The 18,435-nt window shown below is 50.2% G+C and carries 16 protein-coding genes and 1 pseudogene; 14 read left to right on the top strand and 3 right to left on the bottom strand.

Annotated features, from left to right (window positions below):
* The first annotated feature begins 201 nt into the window (after positions 1-201).
* The 10 genes from B2M23_RS02620 (at position 202) to B2M23_RS02575 (ending at position 10,768) form a co-directional block, all read left to right on the top strand.
* Positions 202-726, top strand: coding sequence for an FmdE family protein (locus B2M23_RS02620; RefSeq protein ID WP_038353227.1), 525 nt, complete (start codon positions 202-204; stop codon positions 724-726).
* Positions 727-740: 14 nt separating this feature from the next.
* Positions 741-1,838 (top strand): iron ABC transporter substrate-binding protein, encoded by a 1,098-nt coding sequence (locus B2M23_RS02615; protein ID WP_052237360.1) that lies wholly within the window; start codon positions 741-743, stop codon positions 1,836-1,838.
* 5 nt (positions 1,839-1,843) lie between these two features.
* Positions 1,844-2,911 carry a FecCD family ABC transporter permease gene (locus tag B2M23_RS02610; RefSeq protein ID WP_038353226.1) on the top strand — a complete coding sequence of 356 codons (1,068 nt, stop codon included), beginning with the start codon at positions 1,844-1,846 and terminating at the stop codon, positions 2,909-2,911.
* Positions 2,908-3,660 carry an ABC transporter ATP-binding protein gene (locus B2M23_RS02605; RefSeq protein WP_038353225.1) on the top strand — a complete coding sequence of 251 codons (753 nt, stop codon included), beginning with the start codon at positions 2,908-2,910 and terminating at the stop codon, positions 3,658-3,660. Before B2M23_RS02610 ends, B2M23_RS02605 begins: the two co-directional genes overlap by 4 nt.
* Positions 3,661-3,880: 220 nt before the next feature.
* Complete coding sequence (locus B2M23_RS02600) at positions 3,881-4,963, top strand: ABC transporter permease (RefSeq protein ID WP_110060304.1); 1,083 nt, start codon at positions 3,881-3,883, stop codon at positions 4,961-4,963.
* Entirely contained in the window at positions 4,960-5,862 is a 903-nt protein-coding gene (locus B2M23_RS02595) for an ABC transporter permease (protein ID WP_038353224.1), read from the top strand. The genes B2M23_RS02600 and B2M23_RS02595 overlap by 4 nt, the downstream gene beginning before the upstream one ends.
* 43 nt (positions 5,863-5,905) lie before the next feature.
* Positions 5,906-7,462 carry an ABC transporter substrate-binding protein gene (locus B2M23_RS02590; RefSeq protein WP_110060303.1) on the top strand — a complete coding sequence of 519 codons (1,557 nt, stop codon included), beginning with the start codon at positions 5,906-5,908 and terminating at the stop codon, positions 7,460-7,462.
* A gap of 337 nt (positions 7,463-7,799) precedes the next feature.
* On the top strand, positions 7,800-8,834 hold the full coding sequence (locus tag B2M23_RS02585) for an ABC transporter ATP-binding protein (protein ID WP_038353223.1): 1,035 nt from the start codon (positions 7,800-7,802) through the stop codon (positions 8,832-8,834).
* On the top strand, positions 8,834-9,727 hold the full coding sequence (locus B2M23_RS02580; RefSeq protein WP_038353222.1) for an ATP-binding cassette domain-containing protein: 894 nt from the start codon (positions 8,834-8,836) through the stop codon (positions 9,725-9,727). Before B2M23_RS02585 ends, B2M23_RS02580 begins: the two co-directional genes overlap by 1 nt.
* 90 nt (positions 9,728-9,817) lie before the next feature.
* A complete protein-coding gene (locus B2M23_RS02575; protein ID WP_038353221.1) occupies positions 9,818-10,768 on the top strand; it encodes a 2-hydroxyacid dehydrogenase in 951 nt (316 codons plus the stop codon).
* 41 nt (positions 10,769-10,809) lie between these two features.
* Here B2M23_RS02575 and B2M23_RS02570 read toward each other — a convergent pair whose 3' ends face one another.
* Complete coding sequence (locus tag B2M23_RS02570; protein WP_038353220.1) at positions 10,810-12,147, bottom strand: MATE family efflux transporter; 1,338 nt, start codon at positions 12,145-12,147, stop codon at positions 10,810-10,812.
* Between the two features lie 161 nt (positions 12,148-12,308).
* Here B2M23_RS02570 and B2M23_RS02565 point away from each other — a divergent pair, with 161 nt between their 5' ends.
* The 3 genes and pseudogenes from B2M23_RS02565 to B2M23_RS21495 all read left to right on the top strand — a co-directional run.
* Positions 12,309-12,767: an Lrp/AsnC family transcriptional regulator gene (locus B2M23_RS02565; protein ID WP_038353219.1), complete on the top strand. Its 459-nt coding sequence runs from the start codon at positions 12,309-12,311 to the stop codon at positions 12,765-12,767.
* 92 nt (positions 12,768-12,859) lie between these two features.
* Positions 12,860-14,140 (top strand): serpin family protein, encoded by a 1,281-nt coding sequence (locus B2M23_RS02560; protein ID WP_038353218.1) that lies wholly within the window; start codon positions 12,860-12,862, stop codon positions 14,138-14,140.
* Between the two features lie 42 nt (positions 14,141-14,182).
* Positions 14,183-14,304: pseudogene (locus B2M23_RS21495) on the top strand (AzlC family ABC transporter permease); the annotation flags it as partial.
* Positions 14,305-14,523: 219 nt separating this feature from the next.
* On the opposite strand, the gene B2M23_RS02545 reads toward B2M23_RS21495, so the two are convergent.
* Positions 14,524-15,090, bottom strand: coding sequence for a DUF4256 domain-containing protein (locus B2M23_RS02545; RefSeq protein ID WP_038353217.1), 567 nt, complete (start codon positions 15,088-15,090; stop codon positions 14,524-14,526).
* 172 nt (positions 15,091-15,262) lie between these two features.
* On the opposite strand from B2M23_RS02545, the gene B2M23_RS02540 reads away from it, so the two are divergent.
* On the top strand, positions 15,263-16,534 hold the full coding sequence (locus B2M23_RS02540) for an HD domain-containing phosphohydrolase (protein WP_052237359.1): 1,272 nt from the start codon (positions 15,263-15,265) through the stop codon (positions 16,532-16,534).
* 40 nt (positions 16,535-16,574) lie between these two features.
* Here B2M23_RS02540 and recQ read toward each other — a convergent pair whose 3' ends face one another.
* Positions 16,575-18,416 carry a DNA helicase RecQ gene (gene recQ / locus B2M23_RS02535; RefSeq protein ID WP_038353216.1) on the bottom strand — a complete coding sequence of 614 codons (1,842 nt, stop codon included), beginning with the start codon at positions 18,414-18,416 and terminating at the stop codon, positions 16,575-16,577.
* Positions 18,417-18,435 lie beyond the last annotated feature (19 nt).

Below are 18,435 nucleotides of genomic sequence, written 5' to 3'. Positions count from 1 at the left end.
TGACAATCCTGTATGATTTAAGTAAATGGATTACATGTATATACAAGACTGGATGAACCAGTCTGAACATAGCGGAAAGCTCTGTGAGCTTTCCGTTTTTTGTTTTTTGAAGCGGGCATTCTGGAGAATGATGTGATTCATAAGTCCATGGCAGCGTTTGATGCGCGCATTTATACAGAATCATAAAAACTGGAGGAAGAAATGAATCAAGAATTGTGGGAAAAAGCAGTGGCGTTTCACGGGCACGCCTGCCCGGGACTGGCCATTGGCGTAAAAACGAGTGAAGCAGCTGTTTTAAAGCTTGGGATCGGCCAGTCTGAGGATGAAGAAATTGTCTGTGTAACTGAGAATGACGCCTGCGGCGTCGATGCGGTTCAGGCCATTCTCAGCTGCACGATGGGAAAAGGGAATCTTTTATACCGCGGAACTGGAAAGCAGGCCTTTTCGTTTTTTAACCGGACGACCGGGGAAAAGATACGGATGTGTATGAAGCCTAAAAACCATGAGATGGACAGAGAAACTTACATGCACTATCTTCTGGATGCGCCTGTGGAGGAAATTTTTGAGTTTTCGGTGCCGGATTTTGATTTGCCAGAAAAAGCACGTATTTTTAATACCATATACTGCGAACTCTGCGGCGAGGGCGCGCCAGAGCACAAAATGCATTTGCAGGAAGGCAAAAAAGTCTGTGAGGACTGTTTTAAGCCCTATAACAGAGGCTGGTAGACAGGAGGAAAGCAATGAAAATGAAAAAGAGACTGGGACAGGCGGTAACCGGTGTTTTACTGGCGGCACTGCTTTTAGCGGGATGCAGCGGCGGAAACACCGAGAGCGGCGCCGCAGAGGGCACGCGGGAAATTACCGACGCCGCAGGGCGTGTGGTGACGATTCCCTCCGAGGTCAAAAAAGTGGCGCCTCTTGGGGTGGGCGCGCTGCGTTATATTTTGTATGACGGCGGCGTGGAGCAGCTGGCAGGCGTGGAGCAGAATGACCTGGATGTGCCGGTAACCAAGGCAGCCAGCTACGCTTACCAGGAGGAACTTAAAAAGCTGCCGGTCATTGGAGACAGCGGAACGCCTTACGAGGAAGAGCTCATGAAAGCTGCGCCGGATGTGATCATCACCTCCAATGACGGCAAGGCCGCTGACGACCTTCAAAATAAAACAGGAATACCGGTTGTGACCATGCCGATCACCGATAAGGTTTTTGACGATGAGATTTATAACGCGCTGAATTTGGTGGGCGATGTCCTGGGAAAACAGGAGCGCAGCCAGGAGGTTGTGGATTATATGAAATCGGTGGCTGAAGATTTAAAGAGCCGCACTGGAGATATCCCGCAGGATAAAATACCGACAGCCTACTGCGGCGCTGTGTCCTTCAAGGGCGCGCATGGCATTGAGGGGACCGAGGCGGGCTACCCGCCGTTTTCAGCGCTCGGTATTACAAATGTAGCGGATGAAACGGGTAAGAAGGGCGCTTTTGACGTCGATCTTGAGCAGATTCTCAAGTGGAACGCTGACTATCTGTTTTTAGATGCTGGCAATCTGAAGCTGGTCAAGGATGATTACGCGGTGAGGCCAGACTTTTATAACGAGCTGAAGGCAGTGCAGGATAAAAAGGTATATTCTCAGGTAGCCTACCGTTTTAACGGAACTAATACCGAGCTGGCTCTGGCCAACGCCTATTATGTGGGATGCGTAGTCTATCCAGAAGCCTTTGCGGACGTGGACATTGCGAAAAAAACCGATGAGATCACAGAAAAAATGCTGGGCGTGCCCTACAGCCAGAAGCTTAAGGATGCGGGACTTAACTTCAGACCAATTACACTGGGAGAATAGTTGAAATGACCGGAGCGGAGAAATCTGAGATTAAAGATTATCAGGCGCTTAAAAAAAGGAATATTGTGGTTTTAGTTCTGCTGGGAATTATTCTGACGCTAGCGATGCTGTTTTCGCTGAGAGCAGGTTCCTCAGATTTAAACATGGGCGATATTTTAAAAGCCATTGGTGGTCAGTCGACAAAGCAGAATAATATGGTCATGTGGAATATCCGGCTGCCTCGAATCATGACAGCCGTGCTGAGCGGTGTGGGCCTCGGTGTAACCGGAGCGGTACTTCAGGGTATACTCAAGAACCCTCTGGCAGACACTACGACCCTTGGTATTTCCCAGGGCGCGGGCTTCGGGGCTGCCTTTGCCATCATCGTCCTGGGCGCCGGTGTGCAGGGGAGCAGCGCAGCTAACATGAGCTTTAATAATCCCTATCTCATCACCATCTGCGCTTTTGGAGGCAGTATCAGCGCTTCGGTTATGATCCTGGTGCTCTCCCGGTTCCGCAGGATTACGCCGGAAGCCATGGTGCTCTGCGGTGTGGCGCTCAGTGCCATGTTTACCGGAGCGACGACGCTGCTCCAGTATTTTGCCGATGATGTCCAGCTGGCCTCTGTGGTTTTCTGGACCTTTGGCGATCTTGGGCGCACGGGCTGGAAGGAAGTACAGATTATCGCGGTAGTGGTGGTCATTACACTGGCTTATTTTCTGCTTAACCGCTGGCATTACAACGCCATGGAGAGCGGGGAACAAACAGCCGCCAGCCTTGGCGTCAATGTGGCGCGGTCCAGGATTATCAACATGCTGGTCTGTGCCCTGACCGCGGCGGTGATCGTGTCTTTTATCGGGATCATCAATTTTATCGGGCTGGTTGCACCACATATTATGCGGCGGTTTTTGGGCAATAATTACTGCTGGCTGCTGCCAGCCTCCGCCATGGCCGGGGCTGTTCTGCTGCTTCTGGGCGACGTGCTGGCAAGAGTGATTATCGCACCGGTCATTTTGCCCATCGGCGCCATCACCTCATTTCTTGGCGCGCCGCTGTTTCTGTATCTTTTATTCAAAGGAGGCACAAAGCGATGATACAGGTCAGGGATCTTGTTTTTGGTTATAATACCAGCCGGAAAATTATCGATCAAATCTCATTTGATGTGGAGGACGGACATTGTATCGCCATTCTCGGCAATAACGGCGCGGGAAAGAGCACGATGCTGAAATGTCTGAACCGCATCCTCTCGCCGGGCAGAGGCGTGGTGCGTGTTGACGGGCTGGAAATCACAGCGATGAAACAGGGGGAGATCGCCAGGCATATGGCCTTTGTGGCTCAGAAAAATGACAATAACCGGATCACTGTTTTTGAGGCGGTAATGCTGGGAAGGATTCCCTTTATCAAATGGGGTGTCACTCAGGAGGATGAGAAGATCGTATCCAGTGTGATCAGTCAGATGCACCTTGAGAAATTTGCTGTCCGTTATCTGGATGAGTTGAGCGGCGGGGAGCTGCAGAAGGTGATGATCGCCCGGGCGCTGGCCCAGGAACCCAGGGTTCTGCTTCTTGATGAGCCAACCAGCAGCCTGGATTTAAAAAATCAGCTGGAGGTGCTGGGGCTGGTCCGGAAAATCTGCCATTCCAGAAACATTGCGGTGATCATCGTCATCCACGATCTGAACATGGCGCTCAGATACTGCGACCGTTTCCTGTTTTTAAAGGACGGCAGCGTTCACGCCTACGGCGGTCAGGAAGTTATGACCTGTGAATGCATCGGTGAGGTTTACCAGATGCCTGTGTGCATCGGTACTATTAACGGCTATAAAATGGTCGTACCGGAATAAAGCTTGTATCATCCCCTGTGGGATTTTATATAGAAGCCGCAGCGCCGAAACACCAATATTTTCTCTGAAATCCTCTCAAATCCTTCTGAAAAATACGGCGCGGCGGCAATTTAAGAGGACGTTTTCAAAAAAAGAGGCATAGCCTGTATATACTTGTTGACACCAAATGTTTTTCATGGTATATTAACCGTGCAAATCAATTAATAGAGATAACAGAGCCATGAAGGTTCGTTTTGCGCTGAAGGCGCGGACGGATTTCATGGCTTTTTTGCTGCCTTTATATGGAGTAGAACGGGGGAGAACAGGTATTGGAGTGCGATTAAGAAATAATCTGGTTTATTTTCTGAAAAAAATACTGCAGTTTATGCTGGTAATATTTTTACTGTCATTGATTGTGTTTTATATGGCAAGACTGTCGCCAGGAGACCCGCTTCGGGCATATTACGGCGAGAGTGTTGAGCGCATGAGTGTTGAGCAGCAGGAAAAGGCCAGGGAAAAACTAGGGTTAAATGAGCCGATATGGGTTCAGTATGGTATCTGGGTTGGAGAGGCTTTTCATGGTGATTTTGGCATATCCTTTAAGTATAAGCAGGATGTCATGGGAGTCATTGAGGGTGTCTGGGCAAATACGCTGATTTTGGGCGGCTTGTCTTATATTCTGACCTTCGCGTTTGCGCTGGTACTGGGAGTTTTCTGTTCCATGCACGAGGACTCGCCTGTGGACCGGGTAATCTGCAAAGTCGGGACGATTACCAACTGCATTCCTTCTTTCTGGGTGGCGCTGGTTCTCATACTGGTATTCAGCATTAATCTGGAGCTTTTACCCTCCAGCGGGGCTTACGCCATGGGGCAGGCAGACAATATTGCCAGCCGGGCTGCCCACCTGATCCTGCCGCTGACTGTTATGGTTTTAGGACACCTCTGGTACTATACCTACATGGTCCGCAACCGGATGCTGGAGGAGATACGCAAGGATTATGTGCTGCTCTGTAAGACCAAGGGAATGACCCGGCGGCAGATTGTATGGCGGCACTGTCTGCGCAACATTATGCCGACATTTATCAGCATTATGGCCATCTCAGTGCCGCATATCATTGGGGGAACCTACGTGGTCGAAAAGGTCTTTTCTTATCCGGGGCTGGGAACGCTGAGTTTTGAAAGCGCAAAGTATCACGACTACAATATGCTCATGGTGCTGTGTCTGCTGACCGGTATTGTGGTGGTGTTTTCAAATATGGTCGCTCAGATCATCAATGATAAGATTGACCCGCGCATGAAGCACGAAAGGGGTGAGCTCCTGTGAAAAACGAAGCCTTTGAAGTGGTTGGGCCAGACTACAAGTCGATGGAGCAGGCGGTAGTACCTCCTGCCAAAGGACGTCTGGAACGCCTGAAGGGCATGCCCTTTGCGGCAGTTACGCTCCTGGCCGCCATTGTTCTGGGATGTGTATTCTGTGAGGCAGTCATAAACCATGACCCGACCTATATGGATCTGGCAAACCGGGCAGTACCGCCAGGCAGTCAGTTTTATTTTGGCACAGATATGATGGGGCGGGATATTTTTTCCATGATCTGGTACGGCGGGCGCATTTCCCTGTTTATCGGTCTGGCGGCCACAGCGCTTTCAACGCTGATCGCTGTTGTTTACGGCAGTATCAGCGGCCTTTCAAGTGAGTGGGTCGATGATGGAATGATGCGGTTCACGGAAATTATTTTGAGTATCCCGTCCATTTTGATCGTCATTTTTATCCAGGCCATCATCGGACAGACAGGCCCCCTGACCATTGCTTTTGTCATTGGCATTACCAGTTGGATGAACATTTCAAAAATTGTGCGCAGCGAGGTCAGGCAGATCCGCAATGCGGATTATATTCTGGCAGCAAAAACAATGGACGGAGACTTCTTCTATATTTTGAGGCGGCATCTGCTGCCAAACTTTGTATCGTCCATTATGTTCATGGTCGTCACAAATATTGGCGCGGCGATCGGGACAGAGGCGACGCTGAGCTTTTTGGGCATTGGGCTTCCCGTTGAAATTATTTCCTGGGGGAGCATGCTGTCAAACGCCGATCAGGCGCTTTTATCAAATGACTGGTGGATTATTCTGATACCGGGGCTTTTCCTGGTGGTGACACTGGTCAGTATTACGGATATCGGAAATTATATCCGTAAACGCAATAACCGCGGTATGCGGGAAATTTAGTTTAAAACAGCGGAGGCTGTTATGAAAATAAAAGGAGAAAGAAATGAAGAAAATGAAAAAGCTGCTGGCGCTGGGCATCGCTCTGGTGATGACAGCAACAGTATTTGCAGGCTGTGGCAGTAAGACAGCCGGCACAGACACGAAGGATGGCAATACGCTGGTATATGGCAGCCAGGATTATACAGCGATCAATCCAGCGCTGTATGAGCACGGAGAAATCAACTTGCTTCTGTTTGCAGGCCTGACCGCCCACGATGAAAATGACAAGGTCATTCCGGGAATGGCAGAGAGCTGGGATTGGAACGCGGCGGATAATACCTACACTTTCCACATCCGGGAGGGTATTACCTGGCAGGACGGGGAGAAGTTTACCGCCAATGATGTCAAGTTTACCCTCGAAGCGATTATGAATCCGGATAATGCTTCGGAAATTGCTTCAAACTATGAGGACATCACAAAAATTGAAGTGCCGGATGATCAAACCGTCAAAATTTCCCTTAAAGCGCCAAACATTGCGATGCTGGATTACCTGACCATCGGTATTTTGCCGGCACACCTGCTGGAGGGCAAGGATCTGGCAACGGATGATTTTAACCGTAACCCCATTGGCACTGGCCCTTACAAGCTGGTATCCTGGGATGAAGGCCAGAGCATTACCATGGAAAAATTTGACAACTACTATGGGGGCGCGCCAAAAATCGACAAGGTTATCTTCAAAATTGTCGAGGACACCAAAGCCCGTGCCATGCAGCTGAAATCCGGGGAACTGGACATGGCGCAGGTACCGCCGAACGACGCCAGGCAGTTTGAGGGCAACGATGAATTTAAAATTTACGATATGAAGACAGCCGACTACCGTGGGATTTTATATAATTTTAACAATGACCTGTTTAAAAACAACCGCGAGCTTCCAAACGCGCTGAGCTATGCCATTGACCGCCAGGCTATCATTGATTCTGTACTGCTGGGTGAGGGACAGCTCGCTTACTCACCGCTTCAGGCAGGGCCTTACAATAACCCAGACATCGAAAAATTTGATTATAACCCGGCAAAAGCCCAGGAAATGCTGGAGGCTGCCGGATGGAAAAAAGGCAGCGACGGCGTTTATGCGAAAAACGGAACACGTCTGGCGTTTAAAATCAACATTGCAGAAGGCGATCAGGTGCGTGTGGATATTGCCAATGTCGCAGCCCAGAATCTGAAGGATATCGGGGTGGACGCCACAGTTTCCGTCAACGCTGAGACCGACTGGGCCGGTCAGGAAACCTATCTCATCGGCTGGGGAAGCCCCTTTGACCCGGACGATCACACCTACAAGGTTTTCGGGACAGACAAGGGCTCAAATTACAGCGGATACTCCAATCCCAAGGTGGACGAGCTGCTCCAGAAGGCCCGCGAAACAGACAATGACGCGCAGAGAATGGAATACTACAAGGCTTTCCAGGAAGAGCTGACAAAGGATATGCCTTATACTTTCATCGCCTATGTAGACGCCATCTATGTGGCCAAGGCCAATATTCAGGGGATTACCCCGGATACCATTTTAGGCCATCACGGCGTTGGTATTTTCTGGAATATTGCGGACTGGACTTTAAATTAAAGTGAAACCGAAGCATTGAGGGCATTACTGCAATGTTTCTCAGGCTGTCAAAGAAGTGCCGAGGTCCAAGACTGCGCCTTTTATCCAGATAAGAAAAAAGGTCCAAGCGCTGCGAATAATGGCCGGAAATTGTGCTGAACGACCGGTATAGCCGGACACTGGCGAGCTAAAGAATCAACTTTAGTGAGGCAGATACCAGTGTGAGGGCAGTACCCGCAGGACGCTTTTTCTTCCTTAGGTAAAAGGCTTCGTCTCTCAGGTTTTTTTATACACTGTGGAGCATTGAGGGAATTGCCTCAATGCTCCCTTCACCATTTTTTGTTGAGGAGAATACATCATGACAACATTACTGGAGATTAAAAATCTGTCTGTCAATATCGCCACAGACCAGGGCGATGTTCACGCAGTGCGGGACGTGAGCCTGTCACTGGAGCCCGGGGAAACGCTGGCCATTGTGGGCGAATCAGGCTGTGGAAAGTCTGTGTTCTGCAAAAGTATTCTGGGGATTCTGCCGGCAAGGGCAGGGATAGCTGGCGGTGAAATTCTTTTTAAAGGCAGGGATCTCACAGGGCTTTCAGAGAAAGAGCTGGAAGCGGTTCGGGGAGAAGAAATCTCTATGATTTTCCAGGATCCTGTATCCTCCTTAAACCCGACCATGTCTATTGGCAGCCAGATTGTGGAGGCGGTAAGGGCACACCAGAAAATTGGCCGGGCTGAGGCGAGAAAGCTGGCAGTTTCGCTGATGAAGCAGGTTGGCATTGACGCGGCGGAAAAACGTTTTGATCAGTATCCCCATCATTTTTCCGGAGGCATGCTTCAAAGAAGTGTCATTGCCATGGCGTTGGCCTGCGGCCCGGATGTTTTGATTGCCGATGAGCCGACAACCGCGCTGGACGTCACCATCCAGTCCCAGATACTGGAGCTGCTTAAAGAAATACAGAAGCGGACAGGCGTGGCAATCCTGTTTATCACCCATGACCTGGGAGTGGTGGCAAGGATGGCAGACCGGGTAGCAGTGATGTATGCCGGCAAGCTGGCAGAGCTGGGGACTGCCGACGATGTTTTTTATGACCCGCGTCACCCATATACCTGGGGGCTGCTGTCATCGCTGCCTTCCACTGATGGTGGTGAGGAAACCCTGAACCCAATCCCCGGTACGCCGCCGGATTTGATCCATCCGCCCAGAGGTGACGCTTTTGCGCCGCGAAACCCCTATGCGCTGGCCATTGACTATGAGGAAGCGCCGCCTATGTTTAAAATATCCGATACGCACTACGCAGCAACCTGGCTGCTGGACCCGCGGGCACCCAGGATCGAGCCGCCTGTGCGGGTGGAGAACGGCCGGGTCATCAAGCGACAGGAGGCCTTTTGATGAATGAGAATAAGCTGGTTGAAGTCCGGGAGCTTAAAAAATATTACATGCTGGACAAGCATACCACCGTCAAGGCAGTGGACGATGTTTCTTTTGATATACTCAAAGGCGAAATTTTTGGGCTGGTGGGCGAGAGCGGCTCAGGAAAATCGACAACAGGTAAGGCGCTGATGCACCTTTTTGAGCCGACCGGTGGCTCCGTCTGTTTTGACGGCATGGAAATTTCAGATAAATCTGTCTACAGGAAAAACCGCCGGCGCATTACCGGAGAAATGCAGATGATTTTTCAAGACGCGGCGTCAGCGGTCAATACCCGTATGACTATTGGTGAGATCATCGCCGAGCCTTTTAGAATACGCAGCAGAAAAGCAGGAAAAAGAGAGCTTCGGGAAAAAGCGGCCGAGCTCATGGCACTCACTGGTCTCAGCAGCAGTGTGATGGACCGCTATCCCTCGGAGTTTTCCGGCGGCCAGCTTCAGCGGGCCTGCATCGCCCGGGCGCTGGCCTTAAATCCAAAGCTGATCATCGCCGACGAGCCCATCGCTTCTCTCGATGTTTCCATTCAGGCACAGATTGTGAACCTTTTTAAAAAGCTGCAGGAGGAATGCCGCCTGACCTTTCTGTTTATCGCCCATGACCTGGCAATGGTGCGCTATATCAGTGACCGTATCGGCGTAATGCACCGCGGCAGGCTGGTGGAGCTGGCGCCAGGAAAGGAACTGTTCAGCTATCCGGTACACCCCTACACCCAAAGCCTGATCGAGGCCATTCCCGTTCCGGACCCCGGAGCAGCTAAAAACCACAGACACGCCGGGTATCAGCCTGAGAGGGGCGGGGGACAGCCGGTCTGGCATGAGGTGTCACCGGGACACTTTGTTTTTGCAGCCGGGTGAGACGGACAATAAGACTGGTCAGACCATTGATTTTTAAAGCGTTTAGGGGTACACTATGGGTAATAATTGATCCAGAAAGAAGGAATTACCATGAACATTGTATTATTAGAATCCCTGGCAGTTGACAGTGAAACGCTGGAAGCGCTGGTAAAGCCCCTGACAGAAGCGGGCCATAGCTTTAAAGCCTATGAGCGAAATGACGATCCGCAGGTCCTGATTGAAGAGGCAAAGGACGCCGATATCCTGATGCTTGCCAATATGCCGTTGAAGGGTGAAGTAATCGAAGCCTGTGACCATCTTAAATATATTGATGTTGCCTTTACCGGGGTAGACCATGTGGATCTGGAAGCCGCTAAAAGAAAGGGCGTGGCAGTCAGCAACGCCTCAGGCTACTCCAACGAGTCTGTCGCTGAACTGGCCATCGAAATGATGCTTTCCCTGCTGCGCAATGTCCCTCAGATGGATGCCCGGGCCCGTGATGGGAAAACCAAGGATGGCCTGGTGGGCAGTGAGCTCAAGGGAAAAACCGTTGGTATTATCGGTACTGGAGCTATTGGGAGCCGCACTGCTGAGCTGTGCCGTGCCTTTGGCTGCAGGGTCGTTGCCTACAATGGCTTTGGCAGCGGTAAAAACAAGCCGGATTATATCACCTACATGCCTTTAAAGGAAATGCTTGAGCAGTCCGATATTGTCACACTCCATTGCCCGCTGACAGAGCAGTCGCGGGGGATGATCAACGCTGAAACCATCGCTTACATGAAACCTACCGCTTACCTGATTAATGCTGCAAGAGGGCCGGTTGTCGATTCACAGGCACTGGCCGACGCGCTGAACAGTGATAAAATTGCCGGAGCTGGCATTGACGTTCTGGAAATGGAACCGCCATTTCCGTCAGAGCATCCGCTGCTTAAGGCAAAACACACCATCATTACGCCGCATATTGCTTTTGCCAGCAAAGAGTCGATGAAGATCCGGGCGGATATTGTCTTCAAAAATATCGAAACCTGGATGGCAGGGGAACAGCAGAATATTATTCTGTAAAACAAAAACACCGAGCCGCTGTTTTGCGGTTCGGTGTTTTTTTATCCGGGCATGAGCTGCCTGTGCCGGAATCGCCAGTAGAGAAGCCCTGTAATATCGGCTAAAAACCAGCCGATGGGAATGGCCCACCAGATTCCCAGGAGGCCGACGGCGGGAAGCGGAGCCAGAAGGTAGGCCAGCGCCACCCGTGTGCCGAGGGAGATCACTGTGAGCACCACGGAAATACCAGGACGGCCAATACCCCGGTAAAGGCCGTAGAGCAGGAAAAGACAGCCGATGCCGCAGTAGCAGGCCCCCTCGATTTTTAAATAGCCAGTACCGATGGCGATGATTTCTGCTTCCTCTGGTCTTACAAAGATCAGCATCAGAGCGCTGCCGAAAAAGAAGACAATAACAGAGATAAAGAGGCAGAATACAAGCGCTGTCAGTATTGCGCAGCGGATACCTTTCTGGATGCGGTCAGCCTTTCCCGCGCCGTAGTTCTGGGCAATATAGGTGGAAAAGGCATTGCCAAAGTCCTGTACCGGCATGTAGGCAAAGGAATCGATCTTTACCGCCGCGGCAAAAGCCGCCATAACCGATACGCCAAAGCTGTTGACCAGCCCTTGGATCATGAGAATGCCGAAGTTCATGATGGACTGCTGGACACAAGTCAGCAGGGAGTACTGCACAACATCCTGGACAATGGCCCGGTTAAACCGGAGATGTGCGCGTTTCAGCCGGAGCGCTGGAATTTTCAGAAAGCTGTAGATACCAATGGAAACCGCCGAGACGCCCTGGGCTGTAATGGTGGCCAGGGCAGCGCCAGAGACGCCCATATTAAAGCGCAGGATCAGAGCAAGATCAAGCACAATGTTTAAAAGAGCTGAAACGGCCAGAAAGACCAGCGGCACCACAGAGTTGCCGATACCCCGGAGCAGGGAGGCAAAGTAATTATAGATAAAGGTAAAGCCAATGCCGCCGAAAATAATGAGCAGGTAAGCCCGGGTGTCTTCCAGGATAGCAGAGGGGATTTGCAGTGCCTGCAGCAAAGGATCAATAAAGGCAAAGGCCAGAGTGTTGATCATAAGAGTAACTGCGGCGATGAACACAAAGGCAATAAAAAAACTGGTTTTCAGGTCATCTTCGCGCCTTGCGCCATAGAGCATGGAAAAAACAACGCTGCTGCCCATGCACAGCCCCAGAATAATGGAGGTTAAAAATACCATAAGGGTAAAGGAGGAGCCGACCGCCGCCAGTGGACCTGCCCCGAGGAACTGGCCGACGATAAGGGTATCCGCCACATTATAGAGCTGCTGAAGCAGGTTGCCGAGAATCATGGGGCCGGCGAACAACAGCATGCCCTTTGTGACGCTTCCGGCAGTCAAATCTCTTTGCATAACAATCTTGTCCTTTCGATTCGAAACATAAAACTTACTATTTGTAGATATTATATTTCTTAAATATCAAAAAGTCAAAGAAAATCTTACAGAAAGAAAGGGTTGCCTTTTGTTATGAAACGCGGTAAGATAAAATAAACATTTCGAGAGGGAGAAACAGCATGTTTTTAAGCGGATTAGATGAAACAGACCAGAAGATTGTAAATTTGCTCATTAAGAACGCGCGGATGTCCTATTCGGATATCGGAGAGGCCGTTGGGCTGTCCCGGGTAGCAGTTAAGGCCAGGATCAGCGCGCTTGAAGACCGGGGAATTATCGAAGAATATACGACCATTATAAACCCTCAGAAGATCAGCGGAGCCATCTCTTGTTATTTTGAGCTGGAAATGGAGCCTCCCCGATTTGCGGAGGTGGTGGATATTCTGAACCAGAATGATCTGGTCACCCAGATTTATCAGGTGTCTGGCAGGAGCAAACTCCATGTCCACGCTGTGGCCGCGGGCAATGAGGAGATGGAAGATTTTTTAAACCGCGTGATCTATACCCTGCCAGGCGTCCGGGAGATGAGCTGTAATGTCATTTTATCACGCATTAAGGATATAAAAGGGCTGCGTTTGTAGCCAAAGGCAGATACCCGAACAGGGAATCTGCTTTTTTTATTGGCGGTAATCATGTATAATTAGAAAAAAGGATGATGTAAAGGAGAAGCAATATGAAAAAAGGAATCGCTTTCGCTCTGTCGGCTGTGATAATGCTTGGGATATTTACAGCCTGTACGGCAAAGGATAATAGGAAAAAAGACGCAGGGAAGGTGACGCCGAGTGCAGCGCCGACGCCTGTTTCTACACCGGAGCCTACGCCCGGTATGCTGATCAGCAGCGGTGAAGGGTACAGCAACTTTGCAGCGGGACTTTACGCAAAAAGCGCTGAAGCCCGGGAAGGCAATTTTCTGATCTCTCCAGCGTCAGCCTATTTCGCGCTGGCCATGACGGCAAACGGCTCGGACGCCGAGACACAGAAGGCTCTTGAACTGGTGCTCGGTATGCCGGTAGACCAGATGAATGCTGCCTGCGCACAGCTGATCCCAGAGCTCAGAATGCGTTCGGAGGATGGGGGAAGACTGGATATTGCCAACTCTATCTGGCTCAATGAGACATTGGAGGCCAGGGATGATTTTATCAATACGGCCAAAGAAATTTATGAAGCGGAAATATTTGAAGCGGCTCTCAGTGAATCCGCAGATGATGTCAACAACTGGGTATCGGAGAAAACCAATGGAATGATTCCGCAGATGCTGGATGAGGAGCCTGGGAGCGATGCCGCCATGCTTTTGCTCAATGCCTTGTATTTTAGCGGTGTCTGGGATACGCCCTTTGAGGAGAGCCTTACAGAGGACCGTGTATTCTACAGAGAAGACGGAACAACTGTGGAGCACCCCTTTATGAACAAGTATGAGGACAGGATGCAGTACATTAAGACAGAGAACGCCGAGGGGATCAAACTCCCTTACAATAATTACAGGCAGTCCTTTATTGCGCTTCGGCCAACAGATGGCAGAAATATCCATGAGTTTGCCGCAGCTTTTGAGAAGGATACGCTGAAAGATGCGCTGTCCAGGTCCGAGTCACGGGCAGTGAACCTTTATATGCCAAAATTTGAGCAGGATTATAAAATTGACATGAGTGATCTGCTCAGGGATATGGGGCTCGAGATAATTTTTGACTGGAATCAGGCGGATTTTTCTAAAATGGGAACGATGAACGGTTATCCTTTATTTGTCTCAAAGGTTATCCAGAAATCCGCTGTCAGGGTGGATGAGCGCGGAACAGAGGCCGCCGCAGCCACAGAGGTGGAAATGGATGTGGCGGCCCTGCCGATGGAAGACCAGAAGGGACCAGTAGAGCTGGTTCTGGATTCACCCTACGCTTACTTCATCATGGACAGCGAAAGCGGCATCCCGCTTTTTATGGGGGTCATGGGTGACCCTTCATAAAGCGGGAAGGCGCAGCCTTAATTTGGATAACAGTGAATGACCATAACGCTTATGGTAAATGCCAGACACCTGTTCTACGGCATATCCATGCTTGAAAAATATAAAAACTGCGGCGGGAAAAGTTATATCTAATCTTTGGGATGTGCGATGAGTCCTTAACGTTATATCTGGAACAATATTAACCCGTACCCTTCTTTGCTTTCCCTGACGGTAAAACACCGCTGGCTTATATCCGGTATCTGGGGTCTGTTCTTTTTTACGCGGTACAGCTCTTCACAAATGGAAGAAAAATACGCTTCTGAGCATTGGCGCAGGAACAGTAATCTATATGTTTCTGATACAGGTTTTATTTTAGTCTCTGTTTACAGCGCAGACACTGGAAATTATACACACAGCAGTCCCCGGAACCCTCTTGCAGCATAATAGGATTCTGCACCGTTGTGGTAAACAAAAACATGGTTATAGCGCCGGTCACAAAAAAGAGCGCCGCCCCGGTTTCTTATGTCTGGCGGTGTTAGAACCCAGCTGGAGGTTTTAGTGTCAAAATCCCCCTTTTGCTGTAACGCACGGTATTGCGCTTCTGTCAACAGCTCAATACCCATGGCAGACGCGGCGGCTAAAGCGCTGCCTTCCGGCTTGTTTGCCTTTCTGTTTTCCAGCGCTTCCTGATCATAGCATAGCTTTCTGCGGCCCAACGGGCTTTCTTTTGAGCAGTCGTAAAAAATGAAGCGGTCCGTTTCAACATCGTATTCAATGACATCCGGCTCACCGCCGCTTTCCTCCATGGCGTTAAGAGACCACATTTTTTCCGGATGTTCTTCCAGCTTTATGCGCAGCTTCTCCCATTCAAGATTTTCATGACGGTCCATATTTTTTATAAAACGTTCCTGTAGTATTTTAAATAGCGCTTCTGCCTGCTCAGGCATAAGCGTTTTTTTAAAATTTGCCATTGCGTGCACCTCCTGGTAGATATTGGCTTTTATACCTATGAATTATAGCACCCGCAGGGTATTGCCACAATGAAATTTCTTAAAGGCGCTCCGGGCTTCAGCTTTGTTACAGCATTGAAAAGAAAATACTTTTATGCGATAATGAACCATAAACTTTGCGAGGGGAAAAGGAATGGGAGAAGATAGAAGGTCAGATATTATCCAGGGCGGAGACGCGGTCCGGATCGTGAGAAAAACCCTTGGACTGGTGGATGAGCGGTTGGTGAACCATGGAGAACGGGTCGGCTATATGCTGTATCAGATGCTCAGGGACAGTGAACGCTACAGCGAAAAGGAAGCGCTTGAAATCTTTAATCTCGGTGTTTTCCATGACATCGGTGCGTATAAAACTGACGAGATTGACAAAATGGTCAAGTTTGAGGCAGACAATGTATGGGAACACTCAATTTACGGCTACCTGTTTTTAAAATATCTGTCGCCGTTGAAGGAGCAGGCAGAGGCAATTCTGTTCCATCATCTGAATTATGACCGCTATGATAAAGTGGAAAGTGATTTTAAGGATATTGCTCTGATGATCAAGCTGACAGACCGCGTAGACATCAGTATGCAGAGCCACGGCGGGGCTTTTGATTTAGCGGAAATTACAGATGGGGCAGGCAGCCGGTTTGCTCCGGAGCATGTGGAGCTGTTTTTAAAGACCAACGCGAAATTCCAGATTATTGAAAGTTTAAACAGCGGCGCCTATGAACAGGAAATAGAGGAGATTCAGAAAAAGCTGGTACTGTCACCAGCGGATATCGACCTTTATCTGCAGATGCTGGCGTATTCCATCGACTTCAGAAGTGAGTACACGGTTACCCATACGGTAACCACTGTGGGAATCAGCGTTGAAATTGCCCGCCTTCTGAACTATTCCGCCGAGGACAAGCAAAGAATTTATTATGGCGCGCTGCTTCACGATGTGGGTAAAATCGCCATTCCCCTTGAAATATTGGAGTATCCCGGAAAGCTGAGTCCCCAGGCCATGAAGATTATGAAGACCCATGTACAGATTTCAGAGGATATCCTGCGGGGAGCTGTAGCTGACGATGTCTGTGAGATCGCGATACGGCACCATGAAAAGCTCGACGGCTTGGGCTATCACAGGGGGCTGTCCGCAGCGGAATTGACAGAAGGTCAGCGGATCGTAGCCGTTGCCGATGTGCTCAGCGCGCTGCGGCAGCGCAGGAGCTACAAGGAAGCCTTTCCAAAAGAAAAGATCATCGAGGTATTAAAAGAGCAGAGCGAAAAAGGCAAGCTCTGCCCGGCAATCTGTGATCTGGTGATCGGCCATTACGATGTGGTGATGGCAAACGCGGACAGCAGCTGTGAGGCTTTCTTAAGCGTATATGATAATCTGATGCTTGAATATGAGCGGATCTACAATCTGGTCAGTAAGCTATAAAAAAACAGGAGGCGGCCTTGTGCCGCCACCTGTTTTTTTATTATGCCTGCTTCTTGAGCCAGTCCTGGATTTCCTGAAGGAAGTCTTCGCCGTAGCGCTCAAGCTTGGCCTTGCCCACGCCAGAAACTTCAAGGAATTCACTGTTGTTTTTGGGCAGACGGCGGCACATATCTGTGAGGGCAGCGTTTGAAAAGACAACATAAGCCGGGACGTTCTGTTCTGCGGCGAGCTTTCCGCGCAGATTGCGCAGCCGGTCGAAAAGCCCGGGATTTTCCAGAGCTCCGGCGGCAGGCTTTGCCTTTTCTTTGGCGGCCTTTGGCGCAGGCTCTTTTTCCTTTGGCAGCTTCATCTCAATGCGCTCTCCGCCAAAAAGCACATCGCGTGCCCGGGGACCGAAGCGCATAACCGGGTACTCATCATCGGTGATGTGAATGAAGCCCTCCAGAGTCAGATAATGGATCATATCCCGGATACGCTTTTCGCTGATGTCTGCCATGATATTATAGGTCGAGAGCTTGTCAAAGCCAAGACTGAGAATACGTTGGTTTTTGCTGCCGCGCAGGGTATCCACGACCACCTTAATGCCAAAGCGCTGCCCGGTCCGCTTGATACAGGACAGGATCTTCTGGGCTTCGATGGTGATGTCCAGAATTTCAAACTGGGTCTGGCAATTTCCGCAGTGGTCACAGCAGACAGGTGCGTCCTCGCCGAAATACTTCAGCATATAGCCTCTCAGACAATCGTTAGTATGACAGTAAAAGGTCATGTCCTTCAGACGCTGCCGGTCACGCTGTTTCAAAAGCGCGTCCGTCTCGGGGTCACTGCTTTCCCGGTCAGCGTTCTCAATAAAGAATTGCTGAGTCCGTACATCCTGGCCGCTGTACAGCAGGATGCAGTCCGCGGGCTCGCCATCGCGACCCGCCCGGCCAGCCTCCTGATAATAACTTTCCATATCCCCGGGCATGTTGTAATGCACAACAAAGGAGACATTGGATTTGTCAATGCCCATACCAAAGGCGTTTGTGGCGACCACGATGGGCTTTTCGTCAAAGATGAACAGATCCTGATTTTTCTTCCGCACTGCGTCGGGAAGCCCTGCGTGATAGCAGACTGCCGGGTAACCTGCGGCACAGATTTTTTCACAGACATCCTCCACGCTTTTTCGGGTCGCGCAGTAGATAATCCCGCTTTTATCCCGGTGGTCAGCCAGAATCGCCAGAAGAGCATCCAGTTTTTTAGCGGGTTTCTGCACCTCAAAGTAAAGGTTTTTCCGGTCAAAGCCGGTCACCAGCACCTCGGGCTCCTTTAAATCCAGAAGTCCTACAATATCGCGGCGCACCTGCTCGGTGGCGGTAGCAGTAAAGGCGGAGAGGATGGGGCGGCTGTCCAGGCTTTTGACAAAACGGTCAATTTCGAGATAAGATGGTCGGAAATCCTGCCCCCACTGGGATACGCAGTGAGCCTCATCAACGGTAACCATTGCGATATCCTGCTCCTGGATAAAGTTGAGAAAGCCCTCAGCTAAAAGGCGTTCTGGGGCAATGTAAAGAATTTTGCACTTGCCCTGGCGGATATTTGAGAGCACCTCCCGGTATTCGGCGCTGCTCAGGGAGCTGTTGATAAAAGCAGCCGGGACGCCGGCCTGGGTAAGGGCCCCGACCTGATCCTTCATGAGGGAGATTAGTGGAGAGACTACCAGCGTTATGCCGTTCATCAGCAGGGCAGGCACCTGGAAGCAGATAGATTTTCCCGCGCCTGTCGGCATGACGCCCACCGCGTCCCGTCCAGACAAGATTGTGTCAATGAGAAATTCCTGGCCTTCCCGGAAGGTGTCGTAGCCAAAGTATTGTTTTAAAACGGTGTGCTTGCTGCCTTGATCCATAAAGTTACCTCCAAACAAA

The sequence above is a fragment of the Eubacterium limosum genome, assembly GCF_000807675.2.
Classification (GTDB): domain Bacteria; phylum Bacillota; class Clostridia; order Eubacteriales; family Eubacteriaceae; genus Eubacterium; species Eubacterium limosum.
This window is presented reverse-complemented; position numbering and strand designations above follow the sequence as displayed.